Here is a 14,007-nt window from a genome sequence, read left to right as displayed (position 1 = left end):
CTCATTGACCGTGCAGCAGCGCCTCGAGCCGATAGGCCGAGACCGTCACCTCGCCACGCGTCGCGACCAGGGCGCTTTGCGCGGCCAGGGCCTCGCGCTCGGCGTCGAGAAGATCCAGAACGGGTTTTTGGCCCACCCGCACTTCATTGCGGACGCTGTCGAGCGCGCTGGTCGCGGCGCTGGCCTGGTCGGTGGCGGCCAGCATCACCGCGCGCGCGGTGACCACATCGCCCCAGGCGCCGATCACCGCCTCGCGCACCTGAGCCCGCGCCGCGTCCACGCCCGCCTGGGCGCGGCGAAGTTCCGCATTGGCCTCGTCGACGCGGCCGCTCACCGCGCCGCCTGAAAATAGCGTCCATCGCCCCTGCACCCCGACGGTCACGCCGTCGGCGCGGTAGCCGGGAAAGAACTGATCGCGCGCCGTGCTGGCGGTCGCGGTCAAGGCCAGGCTGGGCAGGCGTTCGGCGCGGGCGTAGCGGACCCCGGCCTGGGCCGCGCGCTCGGCCGCCTCGGCGGTCAGCAGTATGGGGCTGGACCGGGAAGCCATCGCGATCGCCTCGTCGAGCGAGGCGGGCGTCGCGGGAGGCGCGATCGCCGCCTCCAGGCTGTCGGGCTCCGCGCCGACCACCGAGACGAAGTGGGCCCGGCTTCTGGCCAGTTGTCCTTCGGCCCGGGCCAGCGCCGCACGGCTCTCCGCCTGACGGGCCACGGCCTGGTCGAGCTCGGTGCGGGGGATCTCGCCGCCCTTGAAGCGAAGCTTCGCCTGGGCCGTGATGGTGTCCATCTGGACGACCTGGGCCCGGCTCAGAGCCAAGAGGTCCTGGGCGCTGAGGACGCCGACATAGGCGGCCGCGACCTGCGCGCTCAGCATGGAGGTCGCACCGCCAAGCTCGGCCCGGGCGGCGGCCTCGCCTTCGCCGGCGCGAGCGATGGCGGCGCTGACGCCGCCGCCGGTGAACAGGGGCAGGCGCAGTTGCAGCGACGCCGCGCGGGGCGACACATCGCTCTGGCCAAAGCCGAAGAAGCCGCCCAGATCGGTCGTTCCGCTAGCGCCCTCGCCGGACAAGATCAGACTGGGCAGGCGGCCGGCCCGAGCCTGAGCGAGGCGCGCCGAAGCCACGTCGGACCGCGCCCGCGTCTGGGCGAGGTCGGCATTGGAGCGTCGCGCCAGGGCGATGGCCTCGGGAAGCGTCATGGCCGACGCGCCCCACGGCGCGGCGACACTGGCCAGCAAGGTCAGAACCAGGACGGCGCGCACGGTGCTCACCGGAACGCGACACCCGGCTTGACGCCGAGCTTCTTGAAGATCATCGCGGCCGGGCAAAAGCCGGTGAAAGCCGCCTGGATCATGTTGAGACCGGCGAAGATCGAGAGGGCGATCCACCAGGGGTGAACGAAATGGGCCAACCCGACGCCCAGGAGAACGACAAAGCCGGCGAACGCCAAAACCATACGGTCGATAGTCATGATCAACCTCCTCTAGCGGCTCAGGCGCTTGCCTGGGCCAGGGCCTGGCGCGTCCAGGCGACGATCTGGGCCGCGCTCATCGGCCCGGCGGACCGGGCGATGACGGCCTCGGCCAGCCCTCAGGGCTTGATTTTGTGGATGCCCATGACGTCCAGGGCGAGCTTCTCGTAGAAGGGCTCGCTCTCGCCGCGCTTGACCTTGGCCAGGAAGTATTTCTCGAACCCGACCTTGGCCAAGTGCACCCACTTGCCGCTGGCCGACCAGTTGACGTTGCGCGGCGGGATCTGGGGCTGGGCGACAAAGGCCACGCCGCCGTCGCCGAAATCGGCCAGGCAGATGGCGTTCCAGGTCGCCTCGCGGGTGGCGGGGTGACCGTTCACCATGTCCTTGAGATTGTGCGCGATGGCCGTGACCATGCTCTCGATCATGAAACCGGTCTTGGGCACGCCCACGGGCACGGGCGTCTTGCCGGTGGGCGCGATGGCCACGCAGACGCCCAGGGCCATGACGTTCTGATAGGTCGGATTGCGCTGGTGCTTGTCGACGATGATGAAGCCGCGCGGATTGGTCAGGCCGTTGACCCCGTGAACGGCCGCCACGCCTCGGAAGGCCGGCAGCATCATCGAATAGGCGAACGGCAGATCATGGGTCGCCTTGACCGCGCCGTCCTCGGCGATCTCCTCCACATGCATCACGCCCGCCTCGACCGAGGCGACCTTGGCGCTGGTGATCCACTTGATGTGCCGCTGGCGCATCTCGCTTTCCAGCAGTCCCTTGGTGTCGCCCACCCCGTCCAGGCCCAAATGGCCGACATAGGGCTCGGAGGTGACGAAGGTCATGGGAACCTTGTCGCGGATCTTGCGGCGCTTGAGCTCGGTGTCGAGGATCATCGCGAACTCGTAGGCCGGACCAAAGCATGAGGCGCCCTGCACCGCACCGACGATGATCGGCCCGGGGTTTTCGACAAAGCGATCGAAGGCGGCGGCGGCGGCCTCGGCATGGTCGACATGACACACCGACTGGGTGAAGCCGCCGTGCGGGCCAAGACCCGGGATCTCGTCGAAGGCCAATTCCGGCCCCGTGGCGATCACCAGGTAGTCGTAGTCGAGCAGTACGCCGTCGGTCAGTTCCAGCTGGTTGCGCTCGGGCATGACCTTGGCCGCCCCCACGCCTCGAAAGGCGATACCCTTCTTCTGGAACACAGGCGGCAGCTTGACCTCGATGGCCTCGCGCTTGCGCCAATGAACGGCGACCCAGGGGTTCGACGGCACGAAGTGGAAGGTGTCGCCTTGGGAGACAACCTCGACCTGCGCCTTGTCGCCGACGGCCTGCTTGATCTCGAAGGCGGCGATCGCGCCGCCTAGTCCAGCGCCCAGAATGACGATGCGCGGCTTAGCCATGATCTCGTTCCTCCAACGCCCTGGTTTGGAGCCGAGACTGGCTCATTCCGGGCGGCTCACTTTGACGAGGATCAGGTCCGGCCCCGAACGCTCGGGATAGCGTCATCCTGATCGATGCTTGACTAAATATGCATAAAGTCGCATATACGCAACCATGAATTTTGAACCTCACGCCCTCAAGGCTTCCGCGGATGACGCCTGCGCCCTGCTCAAGGCGCTGGCCAATCCGCATCGGCTGATGATCGTCTGCGCGCTGGTCAACGGCGAGCAGTCGGTGGGCGCGCTCGCCCAGGCTCTGGGGGTGCGCGAAACCTTGACCTCGCAACACCTGGGGCTGCTGCGCCGCGACGGCGTCGTCTCGGCCCGTCGCGAGGGCCAGACCATTTTCTACGACCTTCGCAGCGGCCAGGCCCGCGCCCTGGTCGAGACCCTGTCGCGTCTGTTCTGCGCGGTTCCCGAGACCCCCGCCTCGCCCGCCCCCTTCAAGGAGACCCATTGATGTTCGGATCGCCCAAGACCAAGGACCTCACCGCCCACCAGGTGAAGGCCGCCCTCGACGCCGACAAGATCCTGCTGGTCGATGTGCGCGAGCCCGCCGAGTTCGCCGCCGAGCGCATTCCCGGCGCGGTCAATGTCCCGCTCTCGAGCTTCGACCCCAACGCCCTGCCCGACGCCGGCGACAAGGCCGTGGTCTTCAGCTGCGGCTCGGGCAAGCGCTCGGCGACCGCCGTGGGCCACTGCCAGAAGGCCGGCCAGGCGCTCGACACCCACCTGACCGGCGGGATCATGGCCTGGAAGGCCGCGGGCCTGCCGACCGTCCGCTAGTGTGCTGGATTTGAAGTTCGCCCGCACTTGGATCAGGCTCCGAGCGAACTTCAAATCCAAAAAAGCACATTAGAAACATAAACTTACTAGTGCCCCCATCGATTCCGAAGTTCGTCGGAGCTTGCCACGAACGCTTGCGAACTTCGGAATCGGGACACTGGCCGACCATCACAAGAACATCTGGAGGGGACGCCATGACGGCCCGGCCATATCTGATCAGCGCCTTGGGCGCGGCCTTGCTGCTCAGCGCCTGTGGCGAGCCCAAGGAGGCGGCCACGCCGACGATCAGGACGGCGCCCGCCGCCGGACGCCTGACCATCCGCGCCCAGACCGTGGCGGACCTCAAACCCGTGCCCGGAACCCTGACCACGCGGGACATGGCCGAGGCTCGGGCGCGGATCTCCGGGACCTTGGCGGCCTTGAGCGTCAAGGAGGGCGACATCGTCCGCCAGGGCCAGATGATCGGCCGGATCAAGGATGACCGGCTAGCCCTGCAGACCGGGGCGTTCGACGCCCAGGTCGCCGCCGCCGCCGCCGAGGCGGCGCGCGCCCAGGCCGATCTGGCCCGCACGCGCGATCTCTTCTCGCATGGCGTCTACGCCCAGGCGCGCCTGGATCAGGTCGAGGCCCAGGCCAAGGCCGCCAACGCCAATCTGACGGCGGCCCGCGCCCAGCGCGGCGCCAGCGCCGAACTGGGCGCCCAGGGCGCGATCCTGGCTCCGGCCGCCGGCCGGGTCCTGGTCGCGGACGTACCGGTCGGTTCGGTGGTCATGCCCGGTCAGTCGGTCGCCAAGATCACCGCCGGCCCGCTCGTCGTGCGTATCGAGCTGCCCGAAGGCCAGGCGCGCGCGCTCAAGGTCGGCGACCCCGTCGACCTCGCGGCCGATGACCTTCACGGCGTCGCCGCGGGCGGAACCATCGCCCAGATCTACCCCGCGATCACCGCGGGCCAGGTCACCGCCGACGTCACCGCGCCCAACCTGCCCGGCGACCTGATCGGCCAGCGCGTGCGCGCCGCCATCAAGATCGGGGAGCGCCAGGCAATCGTCATTCCACGACGCTATGTCGCCACCCGATTTGGCGTTGACTACGCCAGGCTGGTCGACGCCAGCGGCGCGATCTCCGAAGCGCCGATCCAGACCCGCCCCGCCGCCGCGGCGGACGCGGTCGAGGTTCTGTCCGGCTTGCGCATAGGCGACGTTCTGACCCCGGCGGAGCGCGCGCGATGAACCTGGGCCTTTCCGGGCGCCTGACCAAGGCGTCGATCAAGTCGCCCCTGACGCCCCTGATCCTGCTGGCGGCGATCGCCGTGGGCCTCTTGGCGCTCGTCTCGATCCCCCGCGAGGAGGAACCGCAGATCAGCGTGCCGATGGTCGACATCATGGTCGCGGCCCCCGGCCTGCGCGCGCCCGACGCCATCGAACTGGTCGGCAAGCCGCTGGAGACCATCGTCAAGAGCGTCGCCGAGGTCGAGCACGTCTACACCTTCGCCGACGACAACCAGGTGATGGTCACCGCCCGCTTCAAGGTCGGGGTCGACCCGGACGCCGCGGCCGTCCGCATCCACGAGAAGATCCGCGCCAACTATGATCGCATCCCCGCCGGCATCGCCGAGCCGCTGATCCAGACCCGCGGCATCAATGACGTGCCCAGCCTGGTGCTGACCCTGTCGCCGAAGTCCGGCGCGGCCGGCCAGTGGACCGATCAGGCGCTCCATGAACTGGCGGGCAAGCTTCGGACCGAAGTGGCCAAGGTCGACAATGTCGGCCTGACCTTCATCGTCGGCGGCCGGCCCGAGGAGATCCGCATCGCGCCCGATCCGGCGCGCCTTGCGCAACACGGCGTGTCGCTTGGCGCGCTGATGGATACGGTGCGCCAGGCCAACCGCGCCTTTCCCGCCGGCCAGGTGCGCGGAGGCGGCCAGGCGATCGACGTCACGGCCGGCCGCAGCCTGACCAGCGCCACCGACATCAGCCTGCTGGCCCTGCCCTCGGCCAGCGGCCAGGCGGTCTATGTCCGCGACGTCGCCGACGTCGCACAGGCTCCTCGCGAGGATCAGGCGCGCGTCTGGCGCTACGCCCGCGTCGATGGGGTTTGGAACCAAGCGCCCGCGGTCAGTCTGGCCATCGCCAAGCGCAAGGGAGCCAACGCCGTCGTCGTCTCGCAGGCGGTTCTGGCCCGGGTCCAGACCCTGAAGGGCTCGCTGCTGCCCGACAGCCTGGACGTGGCCGTCACCCGCGACTATGGGGCCACGGCCAACGAAAAGGCCAATGAGCTGCTGTTTCACCTGGGCCTGGCGACCCTGTCCATCGTGGTGCTAATCGGCCTGGCGATCGGCTGGCGCGAGGCGGCGGTGACCGCCGTGGTCATCCCCACCACCATCCTGCTGACCCTCTTCGCCTCCAATCTGATGGGCTACACGATCAATCGGGTCAGCCTGTTCGCCCTGATCTTCTCGATCGGCATCCTGGTCGACGACGCCATCGTCATGATCGAGAACATCGCCCGCCATTGGGCCATGAACGACGGCCGAAGCCGGATCGACGCGGCGGTCGACGCGGTGGCCGAGGTGGGCAATCCCACGGTGGTGGCCACCCTGACCGTGGTCTCGGCCCTTCTGCCGATGCTGTTCGTCTCGGGCCTGATGGGCCCCTACATGGCCCCGATCCCGGTCAACGCCTCGGCAGCCATGGTGTTCTCGTTCTTCGTCGCCGTGGTCATCGCGCCCTGGCTGATGGTACGCTTCGCCCGCAAGACCCTGGCGGCTGGCGGTCATGACCATGACGGCGAAGGCAGGCTCGGCGCGCTCTATCGCCAAGTCGCCGGCCGGGTGATCGCCACGCGCAGGAGCGCCTGGACGTTCCTGATCGGCGTGGGCCTGGCCACCCTGCTGGCCTGCGCCATGTTCGCCACCAAGACCGTGACGGTGAAACTGCTGCCGTTCGACAACAAGTCCGAACTGCAGGTGGTGCTGGACATGCCGGAAGGAACCTCGCTGGAGGCGACCAGCCGAGCGTTGTCCGACGCGGCCGCGATCACCCGCACCCTGCCCGAGGTCACGGCGATCGACGCCTATGCCGGAACCGCCTCCCCGTTCAATTTCAACGGTCTGGTCCGCCACTACTATCTGCGCGGTCGCCCGGACCAGGGCGATCTGTCCGTCGCCCTGGCCGAGAAGGGCGAGCGCAAGCGCTCCAGCCACGTCATCGCCCTGGACCTGCGCGAGCGACTGGCCAAGGTCGCCCTGCCCCCCGGCGCATCGATCAAGGTGGTCGAAGCCCCGCCCGGACCGCCGGTGATGGCCACCTTGCTGGCCGAGATCTATGGACCCGACGCCCAGACGCGACGCGCCGTGGCCGAACGGGTCAAGGCCATCTTCAAGGCCGTGCCCTACATCGTCGACGTCGACGACAGCTACGGCCAAGCCCGCCCCGGCCTGCGTCTGGTCCCCGATCGCGATCGGCTCGAAGCCCTGAAGGTCGATGACCGGCAGGTGCTGGACTCGATCGGCGCGGCCTTCGGCGGCCAGGTCGTCGGCTACGCCCATCGCGGCGAGGGGCGCGACCCTCTGGAGATTTCGGTGCGCCTGCCGCAATCGGCGCGCAGCTGGGGCGAAGGCCTGGCGGCCCTGCCCGTGGCCCAGAGCCAAAGCGGCCGCCTCGTCGAACTGGGCGAGGTCGTCACCGCTTCCCAGGAGCCCGGATCGACCCACATCTTCCGCCGCGATGGCCGCGACGTCGACATGGTGATGGCCGAACTGGCCGGCGCCTACGAGGCGCCGATCTACGGCATGATGGCTGTCGACAAGGCCATCCGGACCGCCGATTGGGGCGCGCTACCCAAGCCCGACATCCGCATGAACGGCCAGCCGACCGACGAGCGCAGGCCCACGGTACTTTGGGACGGCGAATGGGAGATCACCTGGGTGACCTTCCGCGACATGGGCGCGGCCTTCGGGGTGGCGATCCTGGGCATCTATGTGCTGGTCGTCGCCCAGTTCAAAAGCTTTCGCCTGCCGCTGGTGATCCTCACCCCCATCCCCCTGACCCTGGTCGGCATCGTCATCGGCCACATCCTGTTCAAGGCGCCCTTCACCGCCACCTCGATGATCGGCTTCATCGCCCTGGCCGGGATCATCGTGCGCAACTCGATCCTGCTGGTCGACTTCATCCGCCACAGCCAGACCGGCGGACGGCCGCTGCGCGAGGTGCTGCTGGAGGCCGGGGCCATCCGCTTCAAGCCCATCGTCCTGACCGCCCTGGCGGCCATGATCGGCGCGGCGGTGATCCTGTTCGACCCGATCTTCCAGGGCCTGGCGATCTCGCTGCTGTTCGGCCTGGCCTCATCGACGGTGCTGACCGTGCTGGTCATCCCGGCGATCTACATCGTCCTGCGCGATGACGGGCGGCCCGGACACGCGGAGGCCTCTCGACCTTGAGCCAGGTCGCCTTGAACCTGCATGCGTATCTTCTACATTAGGCAGATGACCAGCCTTACCATCTCCGCGCCGGCCGACGATATCCAGGATCTGGCCGCCAGCGCCCATTCCGCGGCCAGACTTCTGAAGCTCCTGGCCAGCGAGCAACGGCTGCTGATCCTGTGTCGCCTGATCGATGGCGAGGCCTCCGTTGGCGATCTGGCGACTCATGTCGGGCTGGCCCAGTCGGCGACCTCGCAGCATCTGGCCAAGATGCGCGCCGAGGGCCTGGTGGCCACGCGCCGCGAGGCCCAGACCATCTTCTACCGGCTGGACGATCCGGCCGCGATGCGCGTGCTGGAGACCCTCTGCGACGTCTATCGCGGGTCGAGCAAGACCTGATCGCGACCGGACGTCGCCCCCAGGCCGGTCCCGGCTATTGGGCCCGCCGCAGGGCGGGAACACGCCAGGTCCGCGCTCTGAGCTCAGGACGTGGCAGATAGGCGCGCAAGGCCAGGCGCATGCGTCCGGGAGGCGCGGGCAGCCAGTTGGCCGCCATGGCGCCCGACGGGCGATCGCGCTGGATCAAGATCTCGAACCCACCGTCGGCGTCCTTGATCAGCCCGGGCGTGCGGTCGCCGATCGCGTATCGGCCGATCGGATTTTCGGTGAAGAAATAGCGTCCTTCGGGCGTGACTTCGTACATGGTCAGCGACCAGAACGCGTCGACGGGCACGCCGCCGGGCGGAACGCGCCAGCGATACGGCGTCGAGCCCATCAGAGGCTCTCCCGCGCCGTCGAAGTTGGCGTGGAAGTACATGGCCTCTTCCTCGCCCAGCGCCGCGATGCCCCCGAGGGCGACGGCCGCCCGCAGCTGATCGTTGGTCCCGAAGTCTCCGATCCCGGGCGGCTGGTAGCTCCAGCCGTCAACGGCGTAGTCTCGGAAGCGAAAGGTCTCGCGCAGGGTTTCGAGAGCGCCGGGGATCATCGTCCGCCAACGGTCGAGCACCGCCTGCGACGGCAAGCCGGGCCCGCCGATCCCTTCGGCGGTGAACTGGCTCGCGCGGCCGAACTGGCCGCCGCCGCCCGCAGTGCGGGCGATGACCTCGTTCACGAGCGACAGGAACTTGACGGGATCGTTCACGTCTCCAGCCGCCGCGTCGAAGCCGCGCGGGGGCGGACGATCCGCCGCGACGCTCAGCGTCAGAGCGTTCTGGAAGGCTTGGGCTGCGGCCAGGTCGGCGGGACCATCCACGAGCGTGCGCATCAGGGCCCAGACGTCGTTGCTCGGCGCGTGGATCAGCTTGACGTCCCCCGGCGCGACGCCCTTCCAGCCTGGCCCGACGATCCAGTAGCGGCCGCCCCGTCCCCTGGTCGCGCGGGTGCCGACATAGGCGAACACGTCCGTGAACGCGCTCATGAAGGCCAGGGAGAAGTAGCGATCCGTCGAACTGGGCACATTCAGCTCGACCGGGCCGCCGGACAACTCCAGGAAGATCGACGAATAGACCGTATCGTTGTTCGGCGCGGTGACCTGGTGGGAGGTGTGGTCCATCAACTGGGACCGGTGCGAAATGACGTTGAGCTTTCCCGGCTTGCCGACGGCGCCGGTGCGCTCCTGCTCGATGCGCGCCTGCTCATACAGCGGGAAGGCGAAGAAGAAGGCCCGTTCGAACGGATCCCGCGTCTCCGCAGCCAGGGCGGCCAGGGCGCGCCCGGACGGCAGGAACGCCGAGGCGACGAGCGCGGACTTGATCAGGCGACGGCGATGCATCGGTGGGAACTCCTACGAAACCTGTCTCAACGGGCGTGGCGACTGAAGAACCGCCAGATGGTCTCGGTCGCGTCGATCTGGTCATAGCGGGCGCGCTCCAGGCCGCCGACATTGCGGGCCGGTCCCGGCCAGCCGTGCCCCGCGGACTTCAGACGGTAGAAGACCACCTCGCCGCCCTTCGCGCATCGAGCGTAGGTCTCGACCGTGATGTCGCCCTTGGGCTCGACGGCAGGCTTGTCCGCGCAGCCGTCGGCGCGCCGCCAGAAGTCGACCGCGTAGGCGACCTCCCGGAACGGTTTCGACTGGGAGCGGGCCACCAGCGCCATCGGCGAGGTTCCGCCCTTGAATGGCACGATGTCGTCCTGCTCTCCGTGCATAATCAGCACCGGCACGGGCGTCGCCGGCGGCGTCTCCCCGCCGAACATCGCGCCCGAGACGACAGCCATGGCCGCGATGCGCGGCGCGAGCGCGGCGCCGATGCGATAGGTCAGCATGCCGCCGTTGGACAGGCCCGTCACATAGACCCGGGCCTGATCGATCCGATGCTGGCGGGCGATGTCGTCGATCATCGCGGCGATGAAGGCGATGTCGTCGCTGCCCGAGGTCATCGCGAAGCCGCAGCACCCTTCGGCGTTCCACGTCCCCATGTTGGCGTTGCGCCCAACACCATTCGGGAAGGCCACGGCGAAGCCTTCCCGGCGCGCCGTGTCCAGCCAGCGCGGCGTCATGGTGCGGGCGTTGCCGCCGCCCCCGTGCAGAACGATGACCAGCGGAACCGGACCGGAAGCCTTGGCTGGCGTATCGAGCAGATAGTCCCGGTCCACGCCGCCCACGCGGACGCTTCGCGCCATCGGAGCAGCCTCGTCCCGGGCCCAAGCTGGCGTAACGGCCAGCGCCAGCACGGCGGCGATGATGGCGGTCAAGATGGATCTCATCGCTTTGGTCCTCGCTCCGGCGTTCAATAGCGCAGCGTCAGTTCGGCGCCGTAGACGCGCGGCTGGTTCCAGAATTCGGCGGTGCCGACCACATTGAGCACATAGCGCTCGTTGGTCAGGTTTCGCCCGGTGACGGAGAAGCGCCAGCGCTGTCCTTCGACGCCAAGGCGAGCGTCGTAGAGCGTGTAACCGGCGTAGGGGCGACTGTTGTCCGGGGTCTCGAAGCCGCCGTGGGCGTACTGGGCGCTGACACCCGCGAAGCCGCGCAGACGGCCGATCGGCTGGGTGTAGAGCAGGCTGGCGGCGACCTGGTTGTCGCGCAGGCGCGGCACGTGCTTTCCGTTCAGGTCGACCGTGACGCCCTGGCTGATAAGGCTGGCGCCTTTCTCGAACGCGCCGTCGGACGTCGAATAGGACACCCGCGCCACCACGCGGCCGGGTCCGACACGGAAAATCCGGCGCGCCTCGGCCTCGAAGCCATAGACGTGCGCGTCGCCGGCGTTGGACAGGATGAAGCCGCTCGAACCCGCCGCCGGCGCGGTGACCACCTGAACCTGATTGGTCCAGGTGTAGTAGACCGCCGCCTCGGCGTTGAAGCCGAACAGACGCCCTTTCCAGCCGGTTTCGTAGTTGTAGGCGTATTCGGCGTCGTAGCGCAGGATCCGCGGCAGCAGGGCGCGGGTCACCGAGGGCGGCAGGTTGGTGTTGAAGCCGCCCGACCGGTAGGCCGTGGCGAAGCGCCAATAGATGTTCTGCTCGTCGGCGAGGTTCCACCGCAAGGATACGGTCGGCGTATAGAAGGTGTTGTCGAAACCGGTGCGAATGGTCGCCGTCTCGTTCCCGGCCGCGCAGGCTGGCGCCGCCAGGGTCGGCGGACAGAACTGAACCGTGGTGGCGCCGGAGCCGCCGATGGGCGCGAGCAGACCGGTCGGGACAGCCCCCGACCCGAAATAGACCAACGGATCCTCCGACCATCGCTGGAAGTCGTAGTCGCGGCTGTCATGCTGCGCCCGCAGTTCCAGCCCGAGCAGCCAACGCTCGGCCAGCTTCGCCTCGACCGCGCCGAACAGCGAGACCGAGTCGACCTTCTCGTCGAAGGCGTCGTGGTTCATCGTGCCGCGCCCGGCCTGGCGAGCCGCCGCCGAGAAGGTGGTCGCCGCGCCGACGGCGGCGGTCCCGACGAAGCAGCCGGGCGTCGCGGGTTGCGCCGCCCCCGTATAGGCGGGGCAATCGAGCGGTTCGGTGACGACCTTGTCCCTGGAATTGAGGTACTCCGCCCCGAACAGCCAGGAGACGCGTCCACCGGGCTTCGACGCGAAGGTCGCCTGAAGCACCTCTCGGCGGTAGTCCTCGAACTGTGGGCGCGAATAGTCCGGATAGGCGACCGCCGCGCCGGGGGCCACGTCCGACAGCGACAAGCCCACGAAGTGATCGTCATCTTCGTTCGTGCGCGCGCCGTCGCGCTCGCGATGCGAAGCGCGCAGAGCCATATCGGCCCAGCCCAGGTCGACATCGGCGCGCAGCGACAAGCCCTTCTCCTTGATGTCGGTCCGCCCTTCCCGGTTCTGGTTGGCGCGCGTGTCGGGTCCGGGATCGAGCGTCGGACTCCGGGCCAGGCCGGTGAAGCCCGCGGCGCTGCTGTCGTAATATTCGGCCATGGCGCCCAGCGTGACCTTGGACGAGGGACGAGCCTCGATCGTCAGCCGCGCGCCCTTGGAGTCCTGGGTGTCGGTGAAGTTTCCGGTCGTCGTGTTGACGATGAAGCCGTCGTGCTGGTCGCTGATGAACCCGCCCAGCCGCGCGGCGACCTTGTCGGTCAGCGGCAGGTTGACGATCGCCTCCAGGTCGGTGCGATCCGGATCGGACCGGCGGACCGTCGCCGTCCCGCCGAAATCGGGCTTGGGCGTGTTTGAGATCACGTTCACGGCGCCGCCGACCGCGTTGCGTCCGAACAGCGCGCCCTGCGGACCGCGCAGCACCTCGACCCGAGAATTGTCGAACAGGTCCATGCGCGTCAGCGACCGGCCGCCGAAGCCGCCGCCCGAGCTGTACAGCCCGTCACGATAGAGCCCGGTCGCGGTCTCGGTGAACCCGACCCGGCCGCTGCCCTGCCCCCGGATCGAGATGTCGTTCAGATATTCCGGACCAGAGGTCACCAGGGTCACGCCCTGGATCTGGCGCAGGTAGTCCTCCATCCGGTCGAGCACGAGGCCCTGGCGGTCGGCCTCGGTGATCGCAGTCACCGCCGCGGGGACATCGCGCAGCTGCTCGGCCCGGCGGCGCGCGGTGACCACCACCTCGCCGACATCGCCCGCCGCCTGAGCGCGGGCCGCGCCCGCCGCCATGAGCTCCGCCAGCACGGCGATGGCGACACCGCCCATCATGGCCAGTCTGTTCGCCGCGCGCTGGCGGCGCGCGCTCTTGCCGGTCGTAGCCGTCAAAGCTCGTCCCATCGTTACCCTCCCTCACGGCGTCTGCGCGCCTTTTGTCAGGGGGAGGCTATGCCGAGACGATCGTCATTGTCTACAGATTGTCGACAATTTATGCCGTGACCTTCAGGGCAGCGGTTAAGGAGTCATCGTGGGTCAGCTGCGCCTGTCGATCGGCCTCGTCCTGATCGCCGCGCGCAATCGCCTCGATGAGATCCCGCCAGCGCTGGGCGGCGCGAACCCGCAAGGCCTCGGTGGTGAAGCCATAGGGGCCGAAGTTATGGGCGGCGCCGGTCCGGACATCCAGGATCAGGGACCGAAGCCGGCTGCCCCTCGCGGCGTCGAGCACGACAAGACCGGCTCGCAGGGTCTGGCGAAAGAATTCCTGAGGCTCGACGCCCTCGCCCGTCATCGCCTCCAGGCGCTCCACCTGCCGCCAAAGCGCTGTTATATCTTCATCATTTCTGGCGGCGGCGGCCTTGCGCGCGGCCAGACCGAAAAGCACCGCGCTGATTTCGACGCTCTCGCGCGCCTCCTGGTCGGAGAGGCGGGCGACCGCCGCGCCCTTCATCGGCTCGATATGCACCACCGAGCGCGTGGCGAGGATGCGCAGCGCCTCGCGCACGGGCGCGCGGCTGACCTTGAACCGTTCCGAAAGCTCGACTTCTCGAAGGCGATCGCCCGGCTTGTAGACGCCCGTTTCGATCAGGTACGCCAGATCCAGCGCGACCCGGTCGGCCACGGATCGATTTCGCTTCTG

At 68.6% G+C, this 14,007-nt stretch carries 12 protein-coding genes; 5 read left to right on the top strand and 7 right to left on the bottom strand.

Annotated features, from left to right (window positions below; all coding sequences use genetic code 11):
* Position 1 precedes the first annotated feature (1 nt).
* The 3 genes from EIK80_RS16075 to EIK80_RS16060 form a co-directional block, all read right to left on the bottom strand.
* Complete coding sequence (locus EIK80_RS16075) at positions 2 to 1,267, bottom strand: TolC family outer membrane protein (RefSeq protein ID WP_199743507.1); 1,266 nt, start codon at positions 1,265 to 1,267, stop codon at positions 2 to 4.
* Positions 1,264 to 1,467 (bottom strand): DUF2892 domain-containing protein, encoded by a 204-nt coding sequence (locus tag EIK80_RS16070; RefSeq protein ID WP_125158031.1) that lies wholly within the window; start codon positions 1,465 to 1,467, stop codon positions 1,264 to 1,266. The genes EIK80_RS16075 and EIK80_RS16070 overlap by 4 nt, the downstream gene beginning before the upstream one ends.
* 119 nt (positions 1,468 to 1,586) lie before the next feature.
* The gene (locus tag EIK80_RS16060; protein ID WP_125158030.1) at positions 1,587 to 2,867 is read right to left on the bottom strand and encodes an NAD(P)/FAD-dependent oxidoreductase; all 1,281 of its coding nucleotides are present in this window, start codon (positions 2,865 to 2,867) and stop codon (positions 1,587 to 1,589) included.
* 154 nt (positions 2,868 to 3,021) lie between these two features.
* Here EIK80_RS16060 and EIK80_RS16055 point away from each other — a divergent pair, with 154 nt between their 5' ends.
* The 5 genes from EIK80_RS16055 (at position 3,022) to EIK80_RS16035 (ending at position 8,511) form a co-directional block, all read left to right on the top strand.
* Positions 3,022 to 3,366 carry a helix-turn-helix transcriptional regulator gene (locus EIK80_RS16055; protein ID WP_125158029.1) on the top strand — a complete coding sequence of 115 codons (345 nt, stop codon included), beginning with the start codon at positions 3,022 to 3,024 and terminating at the stop codon, positions 3,364 to 3,366.
* Positions 3,366 to 3,692 (top strand): rhodanese-like domain-containing protein, encoded by a 327-nt coding sequence (locus EIK80_RS16050; RefSeq protein WP_125158028.1) that lies wholly within the window; start codon positions 3,366 to 3,368, stop codon positions 3,690 to 3,692. The genes EIK80_RS16055 and EIK80_RS16050 overlap by 1 nt, the downstream gene beginning before the upstream one ends.
* Before the next feature lie 194 nt (positions 3,693 to 3,886).
* Positions 3,887 to 4,921, top strand: a complete 1,035-nt coding sequence (locus EIK80_RS16045; RefSeq protein ID WP_125158027.1) for an efflux RND transporter periplasmic adaptor subunit — start codon at positions 3,887 to 3,889, stop codon at positions 4,919 to 4,921.
* Positions 4,918 to 8,130, top strand: coding sequence for an efflux RND transporter permease subunit (locus EIK80_RS16040; RefSeq protein WP_125158026.1), 3,213 nt, complete (start codon positions 4,918 to 4,920; stop codon positions 8,128 to 8,130). The genes EIK80_RS16045 and EIK80_RS16040 overlap by 4 nt, the downstream gene beginning before the upstream one ends.
* Before the next feature lie 45 nt (positions 8,131 to 8,175).
* A complete protein-coding gene (locus EIK80_RS16035) occupies positions 8,176 to 8,511 on the top strand; it encodes a metalloregulator ArsR/SmtB family transcription factor (protein ID WP_125158025.1) in 336 nt (111 codons plus the stop codon).
* A gap of 34 nt (positions 8,512 to 8,545) precedes the next feature.
* Here EIK80_RS16035 and EIK80_RS16030 read toward each other — a convergent pair whose 3' ends face one another.
* From EIK80_RS16030 to EIK80_RS16015, 4 genes are all read right to left on the bottom strand, one after another.
* Positions 8,546 to 9,883, bottom strand: coding sequence for a DUF1254 domain-containing protein (locus tag EIK80_RS16030; protein ID WP_125158024.1), 1,338 nt, complete (start codon positions 9,881 to 9,883; stop codon positions 8,546 to 8,548).
* Between the two features lie 26 nt (positions 9,884 to 9,909).
* On the bottom strand, positions 9,910 to 10,806 hold the full coding sequence (locus EIK80_RS16025; RefSeq protein WP_158624707.1) for a PHB depolymerase family esterase: 897 nt from the start codon (positions 10,804 to 10,806) through the stop codon (positions 9,910 to 9,912).
* A gap of 35 nt (positions 10,807 to 10,841) precedes the next feature.
* Positions 10,842 to 13,271, bottom strand: coding sequence for a TonB-dependent receptor (locus EIK80_RS16020; protein ID WP_125158022.1), 2,430 nt, complete (start codon positions 13,269 to 13,271; stop codon positions 10,842 to 10,844).
* A gap of 88 nt (positions 13,272 to 13,359) precedes the next feature.
* Positions 13,360 to 13,989: a GntR family transcriptional regulator gene (locus tag EIK80_RS16015; protein WP_158624706.1), complete on the bottom strand. Its 630-nt coding sequence runs from the start codon at positions 13,987 to 13,989 to the stop codon at positions 13,360 to 13,362.
* Positions 13,990 to 14,007: the final 18 nt, after the last annotated feature.

The sequence above is a fragment of the Caulobacter sp. 602-1 genome (assembly GCF_003931565.1).
Classification (GTDB): Bacteria; Pseudomonadota; Alphaproteobacteria; order Caulobacterales; family Caulobacteraceae; genus Caulobacter.
The sequence above is the reverse complement of the archived record's forward strand: the minus strand, read 5'-3'. Positions and strand labels throughout refer to the sequence as shown.